Here is a 21,872-nt window from a genome sequence, read left to right as displayed (position 1 = left end):
ATCGTCATGGCCAAACCTGGATTTCGCCTCGCGCTGTTTGCCACCCTGCTGGCACTGATCGTCGTGCTGCTCGGCGCCTACACCCGCCTGACTCACGCCGGCCTCGGCTGTCCGGACTGGCCGGGCTGCTACGGCTTTATCAGCGTGCCGAACAGCGAAGCCCAACTGGCCCATGCCGAACTGCATTACCCCGACTCGCCGGTGGTGGCGCACAAGGGCTGGAACGAGATGATTCACCGCTACTTCGCCGGGACCCTCGGCCTGCTGATTTCGATTCTGGCCGGGCGTGCGTGGGTCAACCGGCGTCATCCGGGGCAACCGTTGAAGCTGCCACTGTTTCTCCTGGCGGTGGTGTTTGCGCAAGCGGCGTTCGGCATGTGGACGGTGACGCTCAAGCTCTGGCCGCAAGTGGTCACCGGGCATTTGCTCGGCGGCTTTGCGACATTGAGCCTGCTGTTCCTGCTGACCTTGAGATTGTCCGGCGTGCTACCGGCGCTCATGGTGCCCAAGCGCTTGCAGTATTGGGCGACTGCCGGACTGTTGCTGGTGATCGGCCAGATCGCCCTGGGTGGCTGGGTCAGTTCCAACTACGCGGCGGTGGCCTGCATCGACTTCCCGACCTGCCACGGCCAATGGCTGCCGCCCGCTGATTTTGCCAACGGCTTTCACCTGACCCAGCACATCGGCCCGAATTACCTCGGCGGCCAGCTCGACAGCGATGCGCGCACAGCGATTCACCTGACTCACCGCATCGGCGCGCTGCTGGTGACGTTGGTGCTGCTGGGGCTGGCCTGGCAACTCAGGGCTGTCGGCATGACCCGGCTCGCCGGGCTGGTGCTGGTCGCCCTCGGCGCACAAATCACCCTCGGCATCAGCAACGTGCTGTTGCATCTGCCGTTGCCGGTGGCGGTAGCGCACAACGCCGGCGGCGCCGCGCTGCTGCTGACCATGGTGCTGGTCAATTACCACGCGCGGACCAGTCTGGTTCGGGTCAAACAGCCGGTGCTCGCACGCTGGCGCCTGAGTCCGCGTAAACCCGTGGCCGCGCCCATAACAATAAAAGGAGAAACGCCATGGCGCTTCTGATCGGCGAACGTCCCGCGCAAGCGCTGTGGCGTGACTATCTGGAGCTGACCAAGCCGAAAGTGGTGGTGCTGATGCTCATCACCTCGCTGGTCGGCATGTTCCTCGCGACCCGCGCCGGGGTGCCGTGGACAGTGCTGGTGTTCGGTAATTTGGGTATTGCGCTGTGTGCCGGCGGTGCGGCGGCGGTCAACCATGTGGTCGACCGCCGCATCGATGCGGTGATGGCGCGCACTCACAAACGGCCATTGGCTGAAGGTCGGGTGTCGCCTGCCGCGGCTCTGACCTTTGCGCTGGTATTGGCGCTGCTCGGCCAGGCCTTGCTGCTGACTTTTACCAATCCGCTGACCGCCTGGCTGACCCTCGCCTCCCTGCTCGGCTACGCGGTGATCTATACCGGTTTCCTCAAGCGTGCGACGCCACAGAACATCGTCATCGGCGGTCTCGCCGGCGCGGCACCCCCACTGCTCGGCTGGACCGCCGCCACCGGCCATGTCAGCGCCGAGCCATTGCTGCTGGTGCTGATCATCTTCGCCTGGACCCCGCCGCACTTCTGGGCGCTGGCGATCCATCGCAAGGAGGAATACGCCAAGGCCGACATCCCGATGCTGCCGGTCACCCACGGTGAGCACTACACCAAGGTGCACATTCTGCTGTACACCTTCGCCCTGCTGGCGGTCAGTCTGCTGCCGTACGTGATCCACATGAGCGGCGTGCTGTATCTGCTCTGCGCCCTCGCGCTGGGCGCAAGGTTTCTGCAATGGGCCGTGGTGCTGTACCGTGGCACTCGGCCGCACGCGGCGATCAACACCTTCAAGTACTCTATTTATTACTTGTTCCTGTTGTTCATCGCCCTGCTCGTAGACCACTACTTACTGTTGAACCTATGACTCGAACCCAGAAAACCGTCTTCATCCTCGTCGCCGTGATCGCGCTGATCCTGGGACTTACCGTCAATAAAGTGCTGAGTGGCAAGGGCCAGGGCGACCCCACCGCGCTGATCGACGCCGGCATCATCCTGCTGCCGCAGAGCCGCACCCTGCCGGGCGTGACGATGACCAATCAGGATGGTCAACCGGTGGCCATCGACGAGTTGAAAGGCAAGTGGAGCCTGCTGTTCTTCGGCTACACCTTCTGCCCGGACATCTGCCCGACCACCCTCGCCCAACTGCGCCAGATCAAGAGCGAGTTGCCCAAAGACGCTGTGGACAAGTTGCAGATCGTACTGGTCAGCGTCGACCCCAACCGCGATAACCCGCAGCAGTTGAAGCAGTACCTGGGCTACTTCGATCCGCAGTTCATCGGCCTGACGCCGAAGTCGATCGAAGAGCTGCAGAAGGTCGCTAATGCGGTGAGCATCCCGTTCATTCCGGCCGACACCAGCAAACCGAATTACACCGTCGACCATAGCGGCAATCTGGCGGTGATCGGGCCGGACGGGACGCAGCGTGGCTTTATCCGTGCGCCGTTGAACAATGCCAAACTGGTCGCACAACTGCCGGTGATGCTTAACCGCAAATAAGTCAGCTCCTACAGGGGGGTATGCATTCCTCTGTAGGAGCTGCCGAAGGCTGCGATCTTTTGCTCGTGATCTTCAAAAGCAAGATCAAAAGATCGCAGCCTCGTTTCACTCGACAGCTCCTACAGGGGAATTTGCCGCACAAAAAAAGGCGATCCCGAGGGATCGCCTTTTTTATTGCGCCTGTCCCGTCCGGTATCAGAACGCCGGCAGTACCGCGCCTTTGTACTTGTCAGTGATGAACTGCTTCACTTCCGGGCTGTGCAGGGCAGCAGCCAGTTTCTTCATCGCGTCGCTGTCCTTGTTGTCCGCACGGGACACCAGGATGTTCACGTACGGCGAGTCGTTGCCTTCGATCACCAGCGCATCCTTGGACGGATCGAGCTTGGCTTCCAGCGCGTAGTTGGTGTTGATCAGCGCCAGATCGACCTGGGTCAGCACGCGCGGGATGGTCGCGGCTTCCAGTTCACGGATCTTCAGGTCTTTCGGGTTCTCGGCGATGTCTTTGACGGTCGACAGAATGTTCTTCGAATCCTTCAGCTTGATCACGCCCGCCTTGTCCAGCAGCAACAGCGCACGGCCGCCGTTGGTGGCGTCGTTCGGAATCACCACGTTGGCGCCGCTTGGCAGGTCCTTCAGATCCTTGAGCTTGCTCGAGTAGGCGCCCAGCGGCTCCAGGTGCACACCGGTCACGGCCACCAGATTGGTGCTTTTGGCCTTGTTGAACTCATCAAGGTACGGCTGGTGCTGGAAGAAGTTGGCGTCCAGACGCTTTTCGGCAACCTGTACGTTTGGCTGAACGTAGTCGGTGAACACCTTGACCTTCAGATCCACGCCTTCCTTGGCCAGTGCCGGCTTCACGAATTCGAGGATTTCCGCGTGCGGCACCGGGGAGGCGGCAACGGTCAGGGTTTCAGCCTGGGCCGAAAAAGCGGCTACGGCAGCGAAAGCAGCGATCAGTTTTTTCATTCAGCTAACTCCTTTTGAGGCGCCCGTCTGGCGCCTGCCAGCGAATGGCCGGCTCATTCTTGAATACAAAACCGGTTATTTGCGCGAGAAATGCACGACCAGTCGGTCGCCCACCATTTGCAGCACTTGCACCAGAATCAGCAACAACACCACGGTGACGATCATCACGTCAGTCTGGAAGCGCTGGTAGCCGAAACGGATCGCCAGGTCACCCAGACCACCCGCGCCGACCACACCGGCCATCGCCGTGTAGGACACCAGTGTAATCGCCGTCACCGTAATCGCCGCGAAAATGCCCGGACGGGCTTCCGGCAGCAAGGCGTTCATGATGATCTGCCGGGTGGTCGCGCCCATCGACTGGGTCGCTTCGATGATGCCGCGATCGACTTCACGCAGTGCGGTTTCCACCAGACGCGCGAAGAACGGGGTCGCCCCCACTACCAACGGCGGAATCGCCCCGGCCACGCCCAGCGAGGTGCCGGTGATCAGCACGGTGAACGGGATCATCACGATCAACAGAATAATGAACGGCAGCGAACGCAGGATGTTCACCGCCAGCGACATGAATGCGTAGAGGCCACGGTTTTCCAGGAGCTGACGCGGGCTGCAGAGAAACAGCAGCACACCCAGCGGCAGGCCGAGCAGCACGGTGAACAACAGCGAACCGCCGAGCATCAGCATCGTGTCGCCGGTGGCCAGCCAGATTTCGTACCAGTCGATATTGGTGAAGAAATTCATCAGGGCTTCCATTAACGCAGCACCTCCATGTGAACGTCAGCGGCGGTGAAGCGGGCGAAGGCCGCTTCCATGTCGCCACCGGTGACGGCGAGGGTCAGTTGCCCGTAAGGAATGTCTTTGATGCGGTCAATGCGACCGGCGAGGATGCTGTAGTCGACCCCGGTTTCCCGGGCGACGGTACCGAGCAACGGCGCGTAGGTCGCTTCACCCTGGAAGGTCAGGCGCACGATGCGGCCCGGCACGTGAGCGAAGTCATCACGCTGTTCGCTTTCGTCGATCTGCTCGCTTTCCTGGACGAAACGCTTGGTGGTCGGGTGCTTCGGATGCAGGAACACATCGGCCACCGAACCTTGCTCGACGATCACGCCAGCGTCCATTACCGCCACCTGATCGCAGACGCGACGGATCACATCCATCTCGTGAGTGATCAGGACAATGGTCAGTTTCAGTTCGCGGTTGATCTCGGCCAGCAGTTGCAGAACCGATGCGGTGGTCTGCGGGTCGAGGGCGCTGGTGGCCTCGTCGCACAGCAGAATCTTCGGCTTGGTCGCCAGGGCGCGGGCAATACCGACGCGCTGCTTCTGGCCACCGGACAATTGTGCCGGGTACTTTTTGGCGTGATCGGACAGACCGACCCGCGCCAGCAACTCGGCGACGCGCTGATTGATCTCGTTGGTCGACAGCTCGCCGGCCAGGGTCAGCGGCAGCGCGACGTTGTCGGCCACGGTCTTGGAAGCGAGCAGGTTGAAGTGCTGGAAGATCATCCCGACTTGCTGGCGGAAACGGCGCAGGCCGTTGGCGTCCAGCGCGGTGACTTCTTCGCCGTCGACGATGATCTTGCCGCCGCTGGAATCTTCCAGGCGATTGATCAGACGCAGCAGGGTACTTTTTCCCGCACCGGAATGGCCGATCAGGCCGAATACCTGACCGTTTTCAATCGAAAGACTGGTCGGGTGCAGGGCGGGAATGTCCTTACCGGCGACGCGGTAAGTTTTGTGGACGTTTTGAAACTCGATCACGTAGCGAACCTTGTGGGGCGCGTTAGAAAAGGATCAGCGGTTAGCCGGGCGCGCATTTTAGCCTGTCCGTATAGAGGTTCTTAGCATTTATTTCGCAATTAACCTTCGATTTGGCAATAACAAGATCAAAGGTCATAAAAAAGGAACGCCCAAAACCCTCGTCAGTCATTAAGTAAGCGACTTGAAACCCCGGGTGCCGTGCCCGGGAACCACTCAAGAGTCCCCGCCCGTATCGGGGTCAACCGAGGAGTTTACGACTGATGAGCAAGAAGCCTACGTCCGATAAAAGCCAACTGGCCGGCACCGATACCCAGGATCGCGCCAACACCAACGCCAAACTCGACAGCCTGGAGAAATTTCGCTCCGACGCCACCGGCCAGGCCCTGCGCACCAATCAGGGGGTGAAGGTCGCCGACAACCAGAACACCCTCAAGGCTGGCCCGCGTGGACCATCGCTGCTGGAAGACTTCATCATGCGTGAAAAGATCACGCACTTTGACCACGAGCGCATTCCCGAGCGCATCGTCCACGCACGCGGCACCGGCGCCCATGGTTTCTTCCAGGCCTACGAGAACCATTCGACGCTGACCAAGGCCGGTTTCCTGCAGGATCCGGGAAAAAAGACCCCGGTGTTCGTGCGTTTTTCCACGGTGCAGGGGCCACGCGGATCCGGCGATACCGTGCGTGACGTGCGGGGTTTTGCCGTGAAGTTCTTCACCGACGAAGGCAACTTCGATCTGGTCGGCAACAACATGCCGGTGTTCTTCATTCAGGACGCGATCAAGTTTCCCGACTTCGTCCACGCGGTGAAGCCCGAGCCGCACAACGAAATCCCGACCGGCGGCTCGGCCCACGACACGTTCTGGGATTTTGTTTCGCTGGTGCCGGAATCGGCGCACATGGTGATCTGGGCAATGTCCGACCGGGCGATCCCGAAAAGCCTGCGCAGCATGCAGGGCTTTGGTGTGCACACCTTCCGCCTGATCAACGCCGAGGGCAAATCACGCTTCGTCAAATTCCACTGGCGCCCGACCGCCGGCACCTGCTCGCTGGTGTGGGACGAGGCGCAGAAGCTCGCCGGTAAAGACACCGACTATCACCGTCGCGACCTCTGGGAAGCCATCGAGATGGGCGACTATCCGGAATGGGAGCTGGGTGTGCAGATCATCGAGGAAGAAAACGAACACGACTTCGATTTCGACATCCTCGACCCGACCAAACTGATCCCCGAAGAAATCGTGCCGATCACCCCGCTGGGCAAGATGACCCTCAACCGTAACCCGGACAACTTCTTCGCCGAGACCGAGCAGGTCGCGTTTTGCCCCGGCCATATCGTGCCCGGCATCGACTTCTCCAACGATCCGCTGCTGCAAGGTCGGCTGTTTTCCTACACCGACACGCAAATCAGCCGACTCGGCGGGCCGAATTTTCATGAACTGCCGATCAACCGCCCGGTGGCGCCGTTCCACAACGGTCAGCGCGACGCGCAGCACCGCACGGTGATCGACAAGGGTCGCGCGTCCTACGAGCCGAATTCGATCGATGGCGGCTGGCCGAAGGAAACCCCGCCAGCGGCGCAGGACGGCGGCTTCGAGAGTTACCCGGAACGCATCGATGCGAACAAGATCCGCCAGCGCAGCGAATCGTTCAGCGACCACTTCTCCCAGGCGCGACTGTTCTTCAACAGCATGAGCCCGCACGAGAAGGAGCACATCATCGCTGCCTACAGCTTCGAGCTGGGCAAGGTTGAACGTGAGTTCATTCGCGCGCGGGAAGTGAACGAGATTCTCGCCAACATCGACCTGGAACTGGCCAAGCGTGTCGCGGCCAATCTGGGCCTGCCGGCGCCGAGCAAAGGCACGGTCCAAGTGCGCAAAACCTCGTTCGATCATTCGCCGGCGCTGAGTCAGGCCAATCTGCTGCCGGAAAGCATCAAAACCCGCAAAGTGGCGATTCTTGCCGCCAACGGCGTTGATGGTGCGGCGATTGATGCGATGAAGAAGGCTCTCGCCGCTGAAGGTGCGCACGCCAAATTGCTGGGCCCGACATCAGCGCCCGTAAAGACGTCCGACGGCAAAAGCCTGGCGGTGGATGCGTCGATGGAAGGCATGCCTTCGGTGATCTTCGATGCGGTGTTCGTGCCGGGTGGCGCTGCGTCGATCAAGGCGTTGAGCGGCGATGGCGTCGCGTTGCATTACTTGCTGGAGGCGTACAAGCACCTGAAGGCGATTGCGCTGCACGGCGAGGCCAAGCAGTTGCAGGATCTGCTGAAGCTGGAGGCGGATGCGGGGTTGCTGCAGGGCAAGGAGGTGCCGGCGTTGAGCAAACCGTTCTTTGCGGCGATCGGACAGCATCGGGTCTGGGCGCGGGAGCCTAAGGCGAAAGCCATTCCGGCCTAAAAGCAAAAGATCGCAGCCTTCGGCAGCTCCTGCAGGGTGTACCTCAATCCCATGTAAAAGCTGCCGCAGGCTGCGATCTTTTTTACGGTTTACGAGGGCTCAAGACCATCTGCGCCGGCACCGTGCGCAGGATCTGCTTTTCGATCTGCAGGTCGAAATCCGGATTGAGTTTCTTCACCCGCTTGGTCAGCAACGTCGCCAGCCAAGGATAATCGTGGGTGCGCGGTGCCTGAATGCTGACGGCACACTCGTAATTCACTACATCGGCGGCGATCGCATCCAGTTGCCGGCGAAGTTTGCGGCTATCGTTGATGTTCAGCGCAATAGTGGTGCTCTCGGCGGTCGGATCGATCACCTTGGCTTTCGGTCTGGCTTCGGCCGCCAGCAGCGCCGCTTCGGCTTTTTCCAGCTCGGCTTTACGGGCTTCAGTGATGGCGCCGTTGACCCCACCGGTCAGCGCCGGGGCTTTGGGCATCAGGGCGCGGGCACGGCTCAGCGCGGTGGCTGCGGCGTTCACATCACCTTTTTGCAACACGATCTGACTGCGGCGCAGATAGGCTTCGGCCAACTGGCGCTGGTATTGCTCAAGGGAATGATCGTTGGGGTTCTGTGCCTGCAAGGCGGCCAATTGGTCTTCAGCGGTGGCCAGTTCGCTACTGGCCAGGCTTTGCTCCAGCTGTGCGATGGCCGTGGCCCGCGCGTCGGGGACTTCGGCCACCGGCGGCGTGCTTTGGCAGGCGCCCAGCAGCACGGAAAATGCGACAAGGAGCAGATAACGGGAGGCGAACGGCTTCATTCCTGCGACTCTCTAATTGCGCAAAAAGCGAGCAAGTCTACACCCCTCGACGGGGCAGAACAAAACTCAGCAGAAACAGTGCGGCCGCCGTCACAACGATAGACGGCCCCGCCGGGGTGTCCTTGAACCATGACAGCGCCAACCCGCCACACACGGCGAGCATGCCCAGCAGGCTCGCGCCCAGGGCCATCTGCTCCGGCGAGCGGGCGTGACGCTGTGCCGCAGCCGCCGGGATGATCAACAGCGAGGTAATCAGCAACACACCGACGATTTTCATCGCCACCGCGATCACCACCGCGATCAACAGCATCAGCGCCATGCGCAGACCCGCCACTGGCAGGCCTTCGACCCTGGCCAGCTCTTCATGCACGGTGATCGCCAGCAGCGGTCGCCACAGCGTCACCAGCAACACCAGCACCGCCGCGCTGCCGCCGAGGATCCACGCCAGATCGGTCGGGCTGATCGCCAGCAGGTCGCCGAACAGATAGGCCATCAGGTCAATCCGCACTTCATGCATGAAGCTTAGTACCACCAGCCCGAGAGAGAGCGTGCTCGGTGCGAGAATTCCCAACAACGTATCGGACGCCAGCGGTTGACGCTGTTGCAACGTCACCAGCAGTACTGCCAGCAGCAAGCAGCCGACCGTCACCGCAACGGTCGGGCTGACATCCAGCAGAAAGCCCAGCGCCACGCCAAGCAGCGCGGCGTGGGACAGGGTGTCACCGAAATAGGCCATGCGCCGCCAGACCACAAATGAGCCCAAAGGCCCGGCGACCACCGCCAGGGCCAGACCTGCAAGCAGGGCATACAACAGAAAATCAGCCATGCTTGCAGTGGTCTCCGTGAACGTGGGTGTGGCCCGCACCGGGCGCCTTGACCACCGAACCGTGCAGATCGTGGGCGTGGTCGTGATGGTGGTGATAGATCGCCAGGCTCGGCGCGTTCTTGCCGAACAGCTCGACGAACGCCGGGTCGCCGCTGACCTGCTCGGGATGCCCGGAGCAACAGACGTGACGGTTCAGGCACACCACCTGATCGGTGGTGCTCATCACCAAGTGCAAATCGTGGGACACCATCAACACGCCGCAGCCGTGACGGTCGCGCAGGCGGGTGATCAGGCTGTACAGCTCGGCTTGCCCGGCGACATCGACGCCTTGCACCGGCTCATCCAGCACCAACAGCTCCGGCTCGCGCAGCAGCGCCCGGGCCAGCAGCACACGCTGCATCTCACCCCCGGAAACGCTTTGCACCGGGCTGTCGATGACGTGTTCGGCACCGACTTCCTTGAGCGCCGCCAATGCACGCGGGCGGTCTACACCGGGCACCAGACGCAGGAAGCGCAGCACCGACAGCGGCAAGGTCGGATCGACATGCAGTTTTTGCGGCATGTAGCCGACGCGCAGCTTCGGCTTGCGCCAGACGCTGCCGCTGTCCGGCTTCAACAGCCCGAGCACGGCGCGCACCAGAGTGGTCTTGCCGGCGCCGTTGGGGCCGATCAGGGTGACGATCTGCCCCGGCTCGACACTCAGCTCGATGTTGTCCAGCACGGCCTGCCCGGCAAAGGTGACAGCGACGTGCTGGAGACGGATCAACGGGTTGCTCATCAAGCCCCCTGGCAACCGGCGCACAGGCCGACCACTTCGACGGTCTGCGCTTCGACGATGAAACCAACGTCTTTGGCGCTTTGGATAATCGCGTCGCTGATGGCTTTCTGTTCCAGCTCGATGGCGGCGTGGCAGTCGCGGCAGATCAGGAACTGGCCCTGATGCGCATGCTCGGGATGCACGCATCCGACAAAGGCGTTGAGCGAAGAGATGCGGTGTACCAGGCCGTTTTCCAGGAGAAAATCCAGTGCGCGGTACACGGTCGGCGGCGCAGCGCGGCGGCCGTCCTGCTCGCTGAGTACCGCGAGAATGTCGTAGGCGCCCAGCGGCTTGTGGCTCTGCCACACCAGTTCCAGCACCCGCCGGCGCAACGCAGTCAGGCGCAGGCCTTTCTGGGAGCACAAGGCATCGGCCTCGGTCAGTGCGCTGTGCACGCAATGAGAGTGGTCGTGGGGACGGCTGGCAATCGGTGTAATAGGCATGGGCGGCGACGAGTTTTGATAGAGACGTTATTATGTTACCCGTTCTCGCCTCCTTGAGTGGTCATCGTGTCCCGACTTTTTTCTGTTTTTGTGGCGTTTGTCGCCAGTTTTCTGCTGATCGGTTCGGCTCAGGCCGAGGTCAAGGTCCTCACCAGCATCAAACCGTTGCAGTTGATCGCCACCGCAGTGCAGGACGGCGTGGCCATTCCCGAAGTGCTATTGCCGCCGGGCGCTTCGCCGCATAACTACGCGTTGCGCCCGTCCGACGTGCGCAAAGTGCAATCGGTGGACCTGCTGTACTGGATCGGCCCGGACATGGAAGGTTTCCTGCCTCGCGTGCTGAACGGTCGGACCCTGCCGAGCGTCGCCGTGCAGGATCTACCAGGCATGAAGCTGCGCCGCTTTGCCGAAGACAGCCACTCCCACGCCGAAGAGGCCGACGAGCATGATCACGATCACCGCCCGGGTACCCTGGATGCGCATTTGTGGCTATCGCCGGTCAACGCGCGGGTAATTGCCGACAAAATGGCCGCGGACCTCAGCGCTGCTGATCCGGCCAACGCCGAGCGCTATCAGAGCAACGCCAAGGCGTTCGATGGACGCCTCGATGCACTGGATGCACGTTTGAAGAAGCGTCTGGCCGGTATTGAAGGCAAGCCGTACTTCGTGTTCCACGAGGCCTTCGATTACTTCGAGGAGGCTTACGGCCTGAAGCACGCTGGTGTGTTCAGCGTGGCCGCCGAAGTGCAGCCGGGCGCGCAGCATGTCGCGGCAATGCGCAAACGCCTGCAGGAAGTGGGCAAGACCTGTGTGTTCAGCGAACCGCCGTTGCGCCCGCGCCTGGCGGAGACGCTGGTGGCTGGGCTACCGGTGAAGCTGGCGGAACTGGATGCGTTGGGCGGGTACACCCCGGCGACGGCTCAGGGCTATGAGCAGGTGCTGGAAAAGCTCGGCAATGATCTGGCGGGATGCCTGGAATCTCTGTAACCCGCAAAATCCTGTGGCGAGGGGGCTTGCCCCCGTTGGGCTGCGCAGCAGCCCCCAAAGATTTTCAATCCTGAATCCTTGGGGGAGCGCTCCGCACTCCAACGGTGGCAAGCCCCCTCGCCACAAATTTAGAGGGCGAACGGTAGAGGTGTATGCACCTGCTGCCGCTGCGCCAGCCGCTGCTCGAATTCCTTCGGATCGTGAATCAACACGTCCTGCCCGGCAAACTGCTCCGCCGCGATCAACCGCGACAGCCAGAACCGCACACACGCCACGCGCAGCATCGTCGGCCACAACTCAGCTTCCGCCGCCGTGAATGGTCGCAGCGCCGCATAAGCGCCAAGGAACGCCCGCGCTCGTGGGCCGTCGATCAGGCCATCATCGTCCGAACACCAGTCATTCAAGGCAATCGCCACGTCGTACAGCATCGGCCCCGAACAGGCGTTGTAGAAGTCGATCAGCCCGGTCAGGTGAGTGCCTTCGAACATCGCGTTATCGCGAAACAGGTCGGCATGAATGTTCGCCCGAGGCAGCGCGAGAATCTTCTCTTTGCGCTCGGTGATTTCATCGAGGGCCTTTTGCAACAAGGCACGCGGCTCGTCGCTCAGGTGCGAGAGAAACTCGGTGCCCTCCTCCTGCATCCAGTCCAGGCCGCGATCGGTCTTGCGCTTGATCATGCGCTCGCCCTGAGTCGCCAGGTGCAGATGCGCCTGCAACTCGCCAACCTGCGCGCAATGCTGGGCGTTGGCGACCTTAATGTGTTTGCCCGACAGACGCGGCTGCAGCAGCGCCGGTTTGCCCTTCAGCTCACGCAGCGCCACGCCGTCGGTGGTGCGCAGTGCGTAAGGCACCGGCAGATCGGCCTCGTGCAGCACGTCGAGCAGGTCGATGAAGAACGGCATCTCCTGCACCGGGCCGCGCTCGACCAGGGTCAGAACGAACTCGCCCTGCTCCAGACTGATAAAGAAATTGGTGTTTTCGCTGCCGGCGGCGATCCCCTGGAAATCGAGCAGACGGCCAAGCCCGTAAGGGGCGAGAAAGGTTTCCAGCTCGGGCCGAGCCAGGGGGGTGAACACAGACATGGTTAAAAACTGCTCAGTTCGGGCGCCGCCAGCACAGCGGCGCCGATTAATTTAAGAGACTACTTCCATTCGAAAATCTTCCATGCCGGAATCAACATATCCGGCTGATCAGAACGGATGAAGTTTGCATCGGTACCGTCCGCACGCACCAGAAAATAGGGCGGGAATCCTTTCTTGGTGACCTTGATCGCATACAGGAAACCGTTCTGACGGTACTCCTGGATGGTTTGGTCACCCTCGGTACGGATGGTAACTTCCGGCTCCGCCGACGGCGCATCATCCGCCGCCATCGCGGCCAGCGGTGAGACAGCAATCAAACTGACCAGCAGCAAGCGATTTAACGTACGCATGATAACCTTGTCCCTTTGTCGTCAACGGTCCCGCTATTCTAGCGCCGGGCCCGCCGAAAAGGTTGATTCTGCTCATGAGCCAAGCCCCCCTCGTCCTGGTGGACGGTTCGTCTTACCTGTACCGCGCTTTCCACGCACTGCCACCGCTGACCACCTCCAAAGGCCTGCCCACCGGCGCGGTCAAAGGTGTGCTGAACATGCTCAAGAGTCTGCGCAAGCAGTACCCGGACAGCCCGTTCGCCGTGGTCTTCGACGCCAAGGGTGGGACATTCCGCGATGAGATGTACGCCGAATACAAGGCCAACCGTCCCAGCATGCCCGACGACATGCGTGTGCAGATCGAGCCGCTGCATCAGAGCGTGATCGCCCTCGGCTTCCCGCTGCTGTGCGTGGAAGGCGTCGAGGCTGACGACGTGATCGGCACCCTGGCGCGCAGCAGCGCGGCGGCGGATCGCCCGGTGATCATCTCCACCGGCGACAAGGACATGGCGCAACTGGTCGACGGCCACATTACCTTGGTCAACACCATGTCCGGTAGCTCGATGGACGTGGAGGGCGTGAAGGAGAAATTCGGCGTCGCTCCGGAGCAGATCATCGATTATCTGGCGCTGATGGGCGACTCTTCCGACAACATCCCGGGCGTTCCCGGCATCGGCCCGAAGACTGCGTCCGGCCTGCTGGTGGGCGTCAACGGCGGCCTGACCGAGCTCTACGCGCAGCTCGACATCGTGCCGACCCTGCCGATTCGCGGGGCCAAGACCCTGCCGGCCAAGCTCGAAGAGCACAAGGAGATGGCGTTCCTCTCCTATCAACTGGCGACCATCAAGGTCGACGTGCCGCTGGACATCGGCCTCGACGACCTGCGCATGGGCCCGGAAGACCCGGCCAAACTCTACGAGCTCTACACCCTGCTGGAATTCAAGAGCTGGCTGAATGATCTGGATCGCGACGCCAAGCGCCAGGAACTGAGCGCAGCCACCGAGCTCACGCCGCCCGACGATCTGTTCAGCGCGCCAGCAGCAGAAGCCCCTGCAGCGCCTGCTGAAGCCGCGTACGAAACCATCCTCGATCAAGCGCGCTTCGACGTCTGGCTGGAAAAACTGCACAACGCCAAACTGTTCGCCTTCGACACCGAAACCACCGGCATCGACGCGCAACAGGCACAGTTGGTCGGCCTCTCATTTGCAGTGCAGGCCAACGAAGCGGCGTACATCCCGCTGACCCACTCCTACATCGGCGTGCCGGAGCAGCTGGATCGCGACACCGTGCTGCGCGCGCTCAAGCCGATTCTGGAAGACCCGAACAAACTCAAGGTCGGTCAGCACGCCAAGTTCGACATGAACATTCTGGCCAACTGCGCCATCGGCGGCGATCAAAGCCAGGGCATCAACGTGCGCGGCATCGCCTTCGACACGATGCTTGAGTCGTACGTGCTCAACTCCACCGCCACCCGCCACGACATGGACAGCCTCGCGCAGAAGTACCTGGACCACACCACCGTGAGCTTCCAGGACATCGCCGGTAAAGGCGCCAAGCAACTGACCTTCGACCAGATCGCCCTGGAACAGGCCGGGCCGTACGCCGCCGAAGACGCCGACATCACCTTGCGTCTGCACCAGACCCTGTTCGAAAAGCTCAGCGCGATCCCGAGCCTGGCCAGCGTGCTGACCGATATCGAAATCCCGCTGGTGCCGGTGCTGGCACGCATCGAGCGCCAGGGCGCGTTCGTCGACGCTGAACTGCTCGGTATCCAGAGCATTGAACTGGGCAACAAGATGGTCGCGCTGGAGCGCGAAGCGTTCGAGATCGCCGGAGAAGAGTTCAACCTCGGCTCACCGAAGCAATTGGGCGTGATCCTCTACGAAAAACTCGGCCTGCCGGTGCTGAAGAAAACCGCCAAGGGCCAGCCATCGACCGCCGAGGAAGTGTTGGCGAAACTCGCCGAGGACGATCACCGCTTGCCGAAAGTGCTGATGGAGCACCGCTCCATGAGCAAGCTGAAGAGCACCTACACCGATCGCCTGCCGGAGCAGATCAACCCGCGCACCGGGCGCATCCACACCTCGTATCATCAGGCCGTGGCGTCCACCGGTCGCTTGTCCTCCAGCGATCCGAACCTGCAGAACATTCCGGTGCGCACCGCTGAAGGCCGGCGCATCCGCCAAGCCTTCGTGGCACCAAAAGGCTACAAACTGCTGGCCGCGGACTACTCGCAGATCGAACTGCGGATCATGGCCCACCTGTCCAAAGACGAAGGCCTGATGAACGCCTTCCGCAACAACCTGGACGTGCACACCGCGACCGCCGCCGAAGTGTTCAAGGTCGAGCTCGACGAAGTGACTTCCGATCAGCGCCGTGGCGCCAAGGCGATCAACTTCGGCCTGATCTACGGCATGGGCGCGCAAAAGCTCGGCAAGGACATCGGCGTCGACACCAAGACCGCCAAGGCCTACATCGACACCTATTTCGCCCGCTACCCGGGCGTGCGCGAATACATGGAGCGCACCCGCAAGCAGGCGGCCGATCAGGGCTACGTCGAGACGTTCTTCGGCCGTCGCCTGTACCTGCCGGAAATCAATTCGAACAAGCCGCAGGAGCGCGCCGCCGCCGAACGCACGGCGATCAACGCGCCGATGCAGGGCACCGCGGCGGACATCATCAAGAAAGCCATGGTGGCGGTGGATAACTGGCTGGCTTCGTCCGGACTGGACGCCAAAGTCATCCTGCAGGTGCACGACGAACTGGTGCTGGAAGTTCGCGAGGATCTGGTCGATCAGGTGAGCCAGGAAATCCGCCTGCACATGAGCGAAGCGGCGAAACTGGACGTGCCGCTGCTGGTGGAAGTCGGCGTCGGCAACAACTGGGATGAAGCTCACTAAGGCGTCTGGCCCGGGCGTTTGCCGCGACACATCGTCGCGGCAAACGCCCGAAATGACCTTATTTCGAAACGCGCTTGGCGTTATTCCAAAGCTTTTTGAAAAAAATCTGAACTAATCTGACAACTCACTACTCAGAGATACTGAATGGCTGGTGAAGCCCTTCGATGCTCCTATGTTGTGTTAAGTGTTGGCAGATATCTGAACCCCGCCCTAGCGGTTCGGACCTTAAACCCCGGAACTTCTCCCTCCCCATATGAAGTCCGGGGCTTTTTTTGCCTGCGATTTACTCAGCAGGCAATTCAGCGCCTTTATCAGCCAGTTCCATCCAGCCTGCCAACACAGTGTAGGCCTCTTCCAGCCCCATGCGTTTTGGTGCGGAGAACAACTGGATCGTCACCAGATCACCCCAGCCCTTGCGAATTTCCGACTGCACTTTCAGCAGCGTGTTCTTGGCTGCGCCGTAGGTCAGCTTGTCGGCCTTGGTCAGCAGAATGTGCATCGGCATGCCGGCCGCAACGGCCCAGTCGAGCATCAGCAGGTCGAAGTCGGTCATTGGATGACGGATGTCCATCATCAGAATCAAACCCTTCAAACTCTCCCGGCCACCGAGGTAAGCCTCAAGGTGACGCTGCCAGTGTTGCTTGAGCGGGATCGGTACTTTTGCATAACCGTAGCCCGGAAGGTCGACCAGACGCCGTTCATCGTCTAGCTTGAAGAAGTTCAACAGCTGTGTGCGACCCGGGGTTTTCGAGGTGCGCGCCAGGCTGGCGTGAGTCAGGGTGTTCAGCGCGCTGGATTTACCGGCGTTGGAACGACCGGCGAACGCCACTTCGAAGCCTTCGTCGTCAGGGCATTGATCGACTTTGGCGGCACTGAGCATAAACGTGGACTGTTGGCACAGGCCGAGGATGGGATTCTTGAGTTGCATGGGATTTCCGATGTGGGCGGCGCCGGGATTGGGCGCGGAACGCGGTGTCGCTTCCGTTTCAGTGACGCCAGTATATAATGCCGCAGATTTTGTGTGTGCTTTGTCCCAGCGAAGGATGAAGTTCACGAGAGCCAAAGACCTTGATTGCGCATCAGAACGCAGAACGCTCTCAACCCTGAAAAGGTCGTTTTATGACGAAATGGCTGCTGGCTGCCGGAGTCCTGATACCGCTTTACAGCGCACAGGCTACACAGGAACCGGAAGCCGTGTACAACCGTGTTTGTGGTGCCTGTCATTCCGGCCAACTACCCATGGCGCCCGAAAGAGGCGATCAGGAAGCTTGGACGCCGAGGTTGGCGAAAGGTATGGAGACGCTGGTGCAACACGTGACCCAGGGTTTCAAGGCGATGCCGCCGCGTGGTTTGTGCATGGACTGCAGTGCCGAGGATTACCAGGCCATCATCCTTTGGATGAGCGAGAGTAAACCCGGTCCATAACTCTTAACCCTTAGCCGTAGTTGGATTAGCTGATGAACAAATTGATCGTGAGTCTGCTGTTGACCGTGGGAATCTCCGGCATGGCCCATGCTGCAGGTGATGCAGCCGCCGGCCAGGCAAAAGCTGCCGTATGCGGAGCCTGCCATGGCCCGGACGGGAACAGCATGGCACCAAACTTCCCGAAACTGGCCGGTCAAGGTGAACGCTACCTGACCAAGCAACTGCACGACACCAAGTCGGGCAAGCGCACCGTTCTGGAAATGACGGGCCTGCTGACCAACCTGAGCGATCAGGATCTGGCCGACATCGCTGCCTACTTCGCCAGCCAGAAAGGCAGCGTCGGCGCAGCTGATCCAAAAATCGTCGCCCGTGGTGAAGCGCTGTTCCGTGGCGGCAATCTGGAAAAAGGCCTGCCAGCCTGCACCGGCTGCCACTCGCCGAACGGGGCCGGCAACGCCGCCGCCGGCTTCCCGCATCTGGGTGGCCAACACGCTCAATACATCGCCAAACAACTGACCGACTTCCGCAAGGAAGACCCGGCCGCCGGTCGCAGCAACGACGGCGACGCCATGACCATGCGCACCATCGCGCGCAAACTGAGCGACGAAGACATCGCCGCGGTCGCCAGCTACATTCAAGGTCTGCACTAAGACCGCGCTGGCAGCGATAGATCTCGCGCGACGTTAACGCTCGATTAATCCGTCGCAGCAAGTATAAAAAGGGTGGCTTTGGCCGCCCTTTTTTGTGGCCGCTGCCGTTACACTACAGAACTCATGCCCGCCAGGATCTGTCTGAAAACAGGTCGCGCGAGGCGACCCAAATTGTCCAGGAGTAAAGCATGCGTAATCTGATCATCAGCGCCGCTCTCGTCGCTGCCAGCCTGTTCGGCGTGACCGCCCAGGCCGCCGAAGCACCGGCCGCCCCTTACGTCGAACTGGCCAACCCGGTACCGGTTGCAGAGCCTGGCAAGATCGAAGTGGTCGAGCTGTTCTGGTACGGCTGCCCGCATTGCTACGCCTTTGAGCCAGTGATCAACCCTTGGGTTGAGAAACTGCCATCCGACGTCAACTTCGTGCGTATTCCAGCCATGTTCGGTGGCCCATGGGACGCTCACGGCCAGATGTTCCTGACCCTCGAAGCCATGGGTGTCGAGCACAAGGTTCACAACGCCGTATTCAATGCGATTCAGAAAGAACACAAGAAGCTGACTGACAAGAACGACATGGCTGACTTCCTCGCCACCCAAGGCGTGGACAAGGACAAGTTCCTCGCCACCTTCGACTCTTTCGCCATCAAAGGTCAGATCGTCAAGGCGCGTGAACTGGCCAAGAAGTATGAAATCACGGGCGTGCCAACCATGATCGTCAACGGCAAGTACCGCTTCGATATCGGCTCCGCCGGTGGTGCCGAGCAAGCGCTGAAACTGGCTGACGACCTGGTAGCCAAAGAGCGAGCAGCCAACAAGGCAGCTGCCAACTAAGCGCGGTAATCGCCATGCGCCGCTGGGGAACCGAACGCATCGTTGGCCTGCATGATCCGCAGGTCAACGAGCATCACCTGGAGTCCACGGGCCTGCCCGCAGACCATCGTCTGCGCTTGCTCAGTTTCAATATTCAGGTCGGCATCAGCACCGAGCGCTATCGGCATTACCTGACCCGTAGCTGGCAGCATCTGCTGCCGCACACCGGACGCTCCGGCAATCTGCAGAAGATCGGTGACCTGCTTGGCGACTTCGATCTGGTCGCCCTGCAGGAAGCCGATGGCGGCAGCCTGCGCTCAGGCTACGTCAATCAGGTCGAACACCTGGCGCACCTCGGCGCTTTCCCCTACTGGTATCAACAACTCAATCGCAACCTTGGCCGACTGGCCCAGCACAGCAATGGCGTGCTCAGTCGACTGAAGCCGTGGGCGATCGAAGACCATCCGCTGCCCGGCCCGAAAGGTCGCGGCGCCATCCTGCTGCGCTTCGGCGAAGGCCCGGAGGCACTGGTGGTGGTGATGATGCATCTGGCCCTCGGCGCACGGGTGCGCAGCCTGCAACTGGCCTATATTCGTGACCTGATCGGTGGCTACAAGCACCAGGTATTGATGGGCGACATGAACACCCATGCCAGCGATCTGCTACAACAGTCACCGTTACGCGATCTCGGCTTGCTGGCCCCGCAGATGGAAGCCACGTTTCCCAGCTGGCGGCCGCAGCGTTGCCTTGATCATATTTTGCTCAGCCCGACCCTGACCCTGGAAAAGGTCGAAGTGCTGGCCCAACCCATTTCCGATCACCTGCCGGTCGCGGTAGAGATTCGTCTGCCGGGTTCGCTCACGGCCGATGCATTGCCCGCGTTGAGTCCTGCCCCTCGCGGAACCCTTGAATGAGCGACGACGCCCAGCGCTGGAAAGAGAAGTACCTCAAAAGCATCGAACAACAGGACAAGCTCGAACGTCGCTGGGCCGCCAGGCTCGACTTGCTGCGTCGCGGCCTGGTGCGCAGCACCCTGGCGGCCGAAGGCACCGACAAAGCCGTTGATCAGTGCATGAAAGAGATGCGCGACGTGGTGCGCACCGACGACATGGATGCCGGCCTCGCCGCCCTGTTGCCACGCCTGGAAAAAGCCGTGCTCGACTCCGAGCAGCGCCGCGAGACCCGAATCGATCAGGTCAGCACGGCGCTGACCGCGCTGGTCACCCAGTTGCAAGCCTTGCCGCTGCCGCGGGAAGTCGCGCAGCCGCTGAAGAAATTCGCCAAGCAACTCGACAGCCGGGTCGGTCAGGCGCGGGAAATGCCGCTGCTGCTGAGCGAACTCAGCGGCTTGCAGGGCAAGGCGTTAAGCCAGCTGGAAACACCCGCCGAACCGGACCGCCCGGGCTTTCTGCAGCGCCTGTTTGGCAGCCGCGACAGCGAAGAGACTCCGGCAACGCCAGTGGCACCGCCGACAGCGGATCAATCTCAAGCACCGGCGCCATCTCCCAGCACTGCGCCGACACCCGAGCCCGTGCAGCTGGCGCCCGTCGAGCCGATTCCGCCGGCGCCAGCCATTGCGCGCCCTGTCGAGCAAACACCTGAAGCCACCCATCCCGAGGCGCCAGCCGCGCAAACACAGGCCGAACCGCCTGTGGTTACGTGCGTGCCGCCGGTTATTGCTGTCGAGACAGCCAACGACACAGCTACCGCCCCCACGCTGCCGGTACCCGAAACCAAACCCGAGCCAACAGCCGCCCCGAGCGCACCGCCAGCCCCTGTAACGGCGATCAACCCCGATGAGCTGATCCATCCCGGCGACCGTCCGAACCCGACCCCGCTGCTCCTTGACAGCCTGCCTCTGCCCGGCCCCATCGCCCAGGCACTGGCCGCCATCGATCCGGAGCAATCCGAGCAGGACATTCTCTACGCCCTGCCCGACTCGCCGGAGCCGTCCTATAGCTCGGTGGCCAAACACATCGAAGACACGCTGATCGGGCTGCTCGACGACCTGACGTTGCCCGAGCGCCACCGACCGCAAGCCGAGGCAATGCGTGATCGGTTGAAAAATGGACTGAATTGGTACGAACTGCTGCCGATTCTCGACGATCTTGCCACCTTGATGCTGGCGATCACCGACAGCGGCCAGCACGAGTTCGAAGCCTATCTGCAGCAACTCAACGAACGCCTCGAAGCGTTCCAGAGCAATCTGCAGGCCGCCAGCGAGGGCCACGCCGACAACAGCTCGGCGGCGCGGGCGATGGACACGCAGATTCGCGAACAGGTCGACGGCTTGCAGACCAGCGTGCAGGAGGCAGCCGATCTGGATGACCTCAAGCAAGTGCTGGAGAACCACCTCGAAGGCCTGCTCGGCACCATGGACCAGCACCAGAAACAGCGTGACGCCCGCGAGCAGGAAGTCGCGGCACGCCTCAAGGGCCTGGCCGAGCGCGTGGCGCACATGGAGCAGGAAGCCCTGGGCTTCCGCGAACACCTGGAAGAACAACGCCAGAAAGCCCTGATCGACCCGCTCACCGGCCTGCCCAACCGCGCCGCGTGGAGCGAACGGCTCGAACACGAGATCAAACAGTGGCAGCAGCACGGCAACACCTTGAGCCTGGCGATGCTCGACCTCGATCACTTCAAAAGAATCAACGACAGTTACGGCCATCTGGCCGGCGACAAGGTGTTGAAGATCATCGCCACGGTGCTGCGCAAACGCCTGCGCGCTGCCGATTTCATTGCCCGTTTTGGCGGTGAGGAGTTCGTTCTGCTGCTGCCGGCCACCACGCCTGCGGTGGGCGCCAAACTGCTGGAGACCCTGCGCGCGGCGATCGAAGCCTGCCCGTTTCACTTCAAGGGTGAACGGGTGACGATCACCATTTCCATGGGGCTGGCGTCATTCCGGGCGGGAGAACACAGCGATCTGGTGCTCAAAAGAGCCGATCAGGCGCTGTACCGGGCAAAAAATGCTGGACGCAACCGGGTCGAGCTGGGCTGAGCAATTGTTCCATTTTGTTTAAATCAGCCCGTTGGCCGTCGATACGCAAGGCAGTACGTTACACTGTTGCATTATTGTCTTGC

Annotated in this window: 21 protein-coding genes; 11 read left to right on the top strand and 10 right to left on the bottom strand. The window is 61.4% G+C overall.

Annotated elements, in window-relative coordinates; all coding sequences use genetic code 11:
* Positions 1-6: 6 nt before the first annotated feature.
* From NN484_RS07225 to NN484_RS07215, 3 genes are read left to right on the top strand one after another with little or no spacing between them, the layout of a single operon-like run.
* Entirely contained in the window at positions 7-1,086 is a 1,080-nt protein-coding gene (locus NN484_RS07225) for a COX15/CtaA family protein (RefSeq protein ID WP_215500422.1), read from the top strand.
* Positions 1,074-1,973, top strand: a complete 900-nt coding sequence (gene cyoE / locus NN484_RS07220; protein ID WP_123470215.1) for a heme o synthase — start codon at positions 1,074-1,076, stop codon at positions 1,971-1,973. Before NN484_RS07225 ends, cyoE begins: the two co-directional genes overlap by 13 nt.
* Positions 1,970-2,605 carry an SCO family protein gene (locus NN484_RS07215; RefSeq protein WP_102355457.1) on the top strand — a complete coding sequence of 212 codons (636 nt, stop codon included), beginning with the start codon at positions 1,970-1,972 and terminating at the stop codon, positions 2,603-2,605. The genes cyoE and NN484_RS07215 overlap by 4 nt, the downstream gene beginning before the upstream one ends.
* A gap of 195 nt (positions 2,606-2,800) precedes the next feature.
* On the opposite strand, the gene NN484_RS07210 is transcribed toward NN484_RS07215, so the two are convergent.
* From NN484_RS07210 to NN484_RS07200, 3 genes are all read right to left on the bottom strand, one after another.
* The gene (locus NN484_RS07210) at positions 2,801-3,571 is read right to left on the bottom strand and encodes a MetQ/NlpA family ABC transporter substrate-binding protein (protein WP_215500423.1); all 771 of its coding nucleotides are present in this window, start codon (positions 3,569-3,571) and stop codon (positions 2,801-2,803) included.
* Positions 3,572-3,646: 75 nt separating this feature from the next.
* Positions 3,647-4,321, bottom strand: a complete 675-nt coding sequence (locus tag NN484_RS07205) for a methionine ABC transporter permease (RefSeq protein WP_425518800.1) — start codon at positions 4,319-4,321, stop codon at positions 3,647-3,649.
* A complete protein-coding gene (locus tag NN484_RS07200) occupies positions 4,321-5,328 on the bottom strand; it encodes a methionine ABC transporter ATP-binding protein (RefSeq protein ID WP_127649392.1) in 1,008 nt (335 codons plus the stop codon). Before NN484_RS07200 ends, NN484_RS07205 begins: the two co-directional genes overlap by 1 nt.
* A gap of 257 nt (positions 5,329-5,585) precedes the next feature.
* On the opposite strand from NN484_RS07200, the gene katE reads away from it, so the two are divergent.
* Positions 5,586-7,727 carry a catalase HPII gene (katE, locus tag NN484_RS07195; RefSeq protein WP_215500759.1) on the top strand — a complete coding sequence of 714 codons (2,142 nt, stop codon included), beginning with the start codon at positions 5,586-5,588 and terminating at the stop codon, positions 7,725-7,727.
* 82 nt (positions 7,728-7,809) lie between these two features.
* Here the strand turns inward: katE and NN484_RS07190 are convergent, their stop codons facing one another.
* From NN484_RS07190 to NN484_RS07175, 4 genes are read right to left on the bottom strand one after another with little or no spacing between them, the layout of a single operon-like run.
* Positions 7,810-8,523 carry a PA5502 family lipoprotein gene (locus NN484_RS07190; RefSeq protein WP_127649396.1) on the bottom strand — a complete coding sequence of 238 codons (714 nt, stop codon included), beginning with the start codon at positions 8,521-8,523 and terminating at the stop codon, positions 7,810-7,812.
* A gap of 37 nt (positions 8,524-8,560) precedes the next feature.
* Positions 8,561-9,349, bottom strand: a complete 789-nt coding sequence (gene znuB, locus NN484_RS07185; RefSeq protein WP_042556960.1) for a zinc ABC transporter permease subunit ZnuB — start codon at positions 9,347-9,349, stop codon at positions 8,561-8,563.
* Positions 9,342-10,127: a zinc ABC transporter ATP-binding protein ZnuC gene (znuC, locus tag NN484_RS07180; protein WP_127649398.1), complete on the bottom strand. Its 786-nt coding sequence runs from the start codon at positions 10,125-10,127 to the stop codon at positions 9,342-9,344. Before znuC ends, znuB begins: the two co-directional genes overlap by 8 nt.
* Positions 10,127-10,609, bottom strand: coding sequence for a Fur family transcriptional regulator (locus tag NN484_RS07175; protein ID WP_215500425.1), 483 nt, complete (start codon positions 10,607-10,609; stop codon positions 10,127-10,129). Before NN484_RS07175 ends, znuC begins: the two co-directional genes overlap by 1 nt.
* Before the next feature lie 66 nt (positions 10,610-10,675).
* Between NN484_RS07175 and NN484_RS07170 the strand changes: the two genes are divergently transcribed.
* Positions 10,676-11,596, top strand: a complete 921-nt coding sequence (locus NN484_RS07170) for a zinc ABC transporter substrate-binding protein (protein ID WP_127649402.1) — start codon at positions 10,676-10,678, stop codon at positions 11,594-11,596.
* Between the two features lie 128 nt (positions 11,597-11,724).
* On the opposite strand, the gene NN484_RS07165 is transcribed toward NN484_RS07170, so the two are convergent.
* A complete protein-coding gene (locus NN484_RS07165) occupies positions 11,725-12,678 on the bottom strand; it encodes a homoserine kinase (RefSeq protein WP_127649404.1) in 954 nt (317 codons plus the stop codon).
* A gap of 59 nt (positions 12,679-12,737) precedes the next feature.
* A complete protein-coding gene (locus NN484_RS07160; protein ID WP_127649406.1) occupies positions 12,738-13,028 on the bottom strand; it encodes a DUF2782 domain-containing protein in 291 nt (96 codons plus the stop codon).
* A 74-nt stretch (positions 13,029-13,102) separates the two neighbouring features.
* Between NN484_RS07160 and polA the strand changes: the two genes are divergently transcribed.
* Positions 13,103-15,907, top strand: coding sequence for a DNA polymerase I (gene polA, locus NN484_RS07155; protein WP_127649408.1), 2,805 nt, complete (start codon positions 13,103-13,105; stop codon positions 15,905-15,907).
* Positions 15,908-16,190: 283 nt separating this feature from the next.
* On the opposite strand, the gene yihA is transcribed toward polA, so the two are convergent.
* The gene (yihA, locus tag NN484_RS07150; RefSeq protein ID WP_115986479.1) at positions 16,191-16,835 is read right to left on the bottom strand and encodes a ribosome biogenesis GTP-binding protein YihA/YsxC; all 645 of its coding nucleotides are present in this window, start codon (positions 16,833-16,835) and stop codon (positions 16,191-16,193) included.
* A 191-nt stretch (positions 16,836-17,026) separates the two neighbouring features.
* Between yihA and NN484_RS07145 the strand changes: the two genes are divergently transcribed.
* The 5 genes from NN484_RS07145 to NN484_RS07125 all read left to right on the top strand — a co-directional run bounded on the left by NN484_RS07145 (position 17,027) and on the right by NN484_RS07125 (position 21,789).
* Entirely contained in the window at positions 17,027-17,332 is a 306-nt protein-coding gene (locus NN484_RS07145) for a c-type cytochrome (protein ID WP_025112302.1), read from the top strand.
* 32 nt (positions 17,333-17,364) lie between these two features.
* Positions 17,365-17,982 (top strand): c-type cytochrome, encoded by a 618-nt coding sequence (locus tag NN484_RS07140; protein ID WP_274658789.1) that lies wholly within the window; start codon positions 17,365-17,367, stop codon positions 17,980-17,982.
* Between the two features lie 188 nt (positions 17,983-18,170).
* Positions 18,171-18,812 carry a thiol:disulfide interchange protein DsbA/DsbL gene (locus NN484_RS07135; protein WP_215500426.1) on the top strand — a complete coding sequence of 214 codons (642 nt, stop codon included), beginning with the start codon at positions 18,171-18,173 and terminating at the stop codon, positions 18,810-18,812.
* Between the two features lie 14 nt (positions 18,813-18,826).
* Positions 18,827-19,705 carry an endonuclease/exonuclease/phosphatase family protein gene (locus NN484_RS07130; RefSeq protein ID WP_215500427.1) on the top strand — a complete coding sequence of 293 codons (879 nt, stop codon included), beginning with the start codon at positions 18,827-18,829 and terminating at the stop codon, positions 19,703-19,705.
* The gene (locus tag NN484_RS07125) at positions 19,702-21,789 is read left to right on the top strand and encodes a diguanylate cyclase (RefSeq protein WP_127649416.1); all 2,088 of its coding nucleotides are present in this window, start codon (positions 19,702-19,704) and stop codon (positions 21,787-21,789) included. Before NN484_RS07130 ends, NN484_RS07125 begins: the two co-directional genes overlap by 4 nt.
* Positions 21,790-21,872 lie beyond the last annotated feature (83 nt).

This window comes from Pseudomonas serboccidentalis (genome assembly GCF_028830055.1).
Classification (GTDB): Bacteria; Pseudomonadota; Gammaproteobacteria; order Pseudomonadales; family Pseudomonadaceae; genus Aquipseudomonas; species Aquipseudomonas serboccidentalis.
This window is presented reverse-complemented; position numbering and strand designations above follow the sequence as displayed.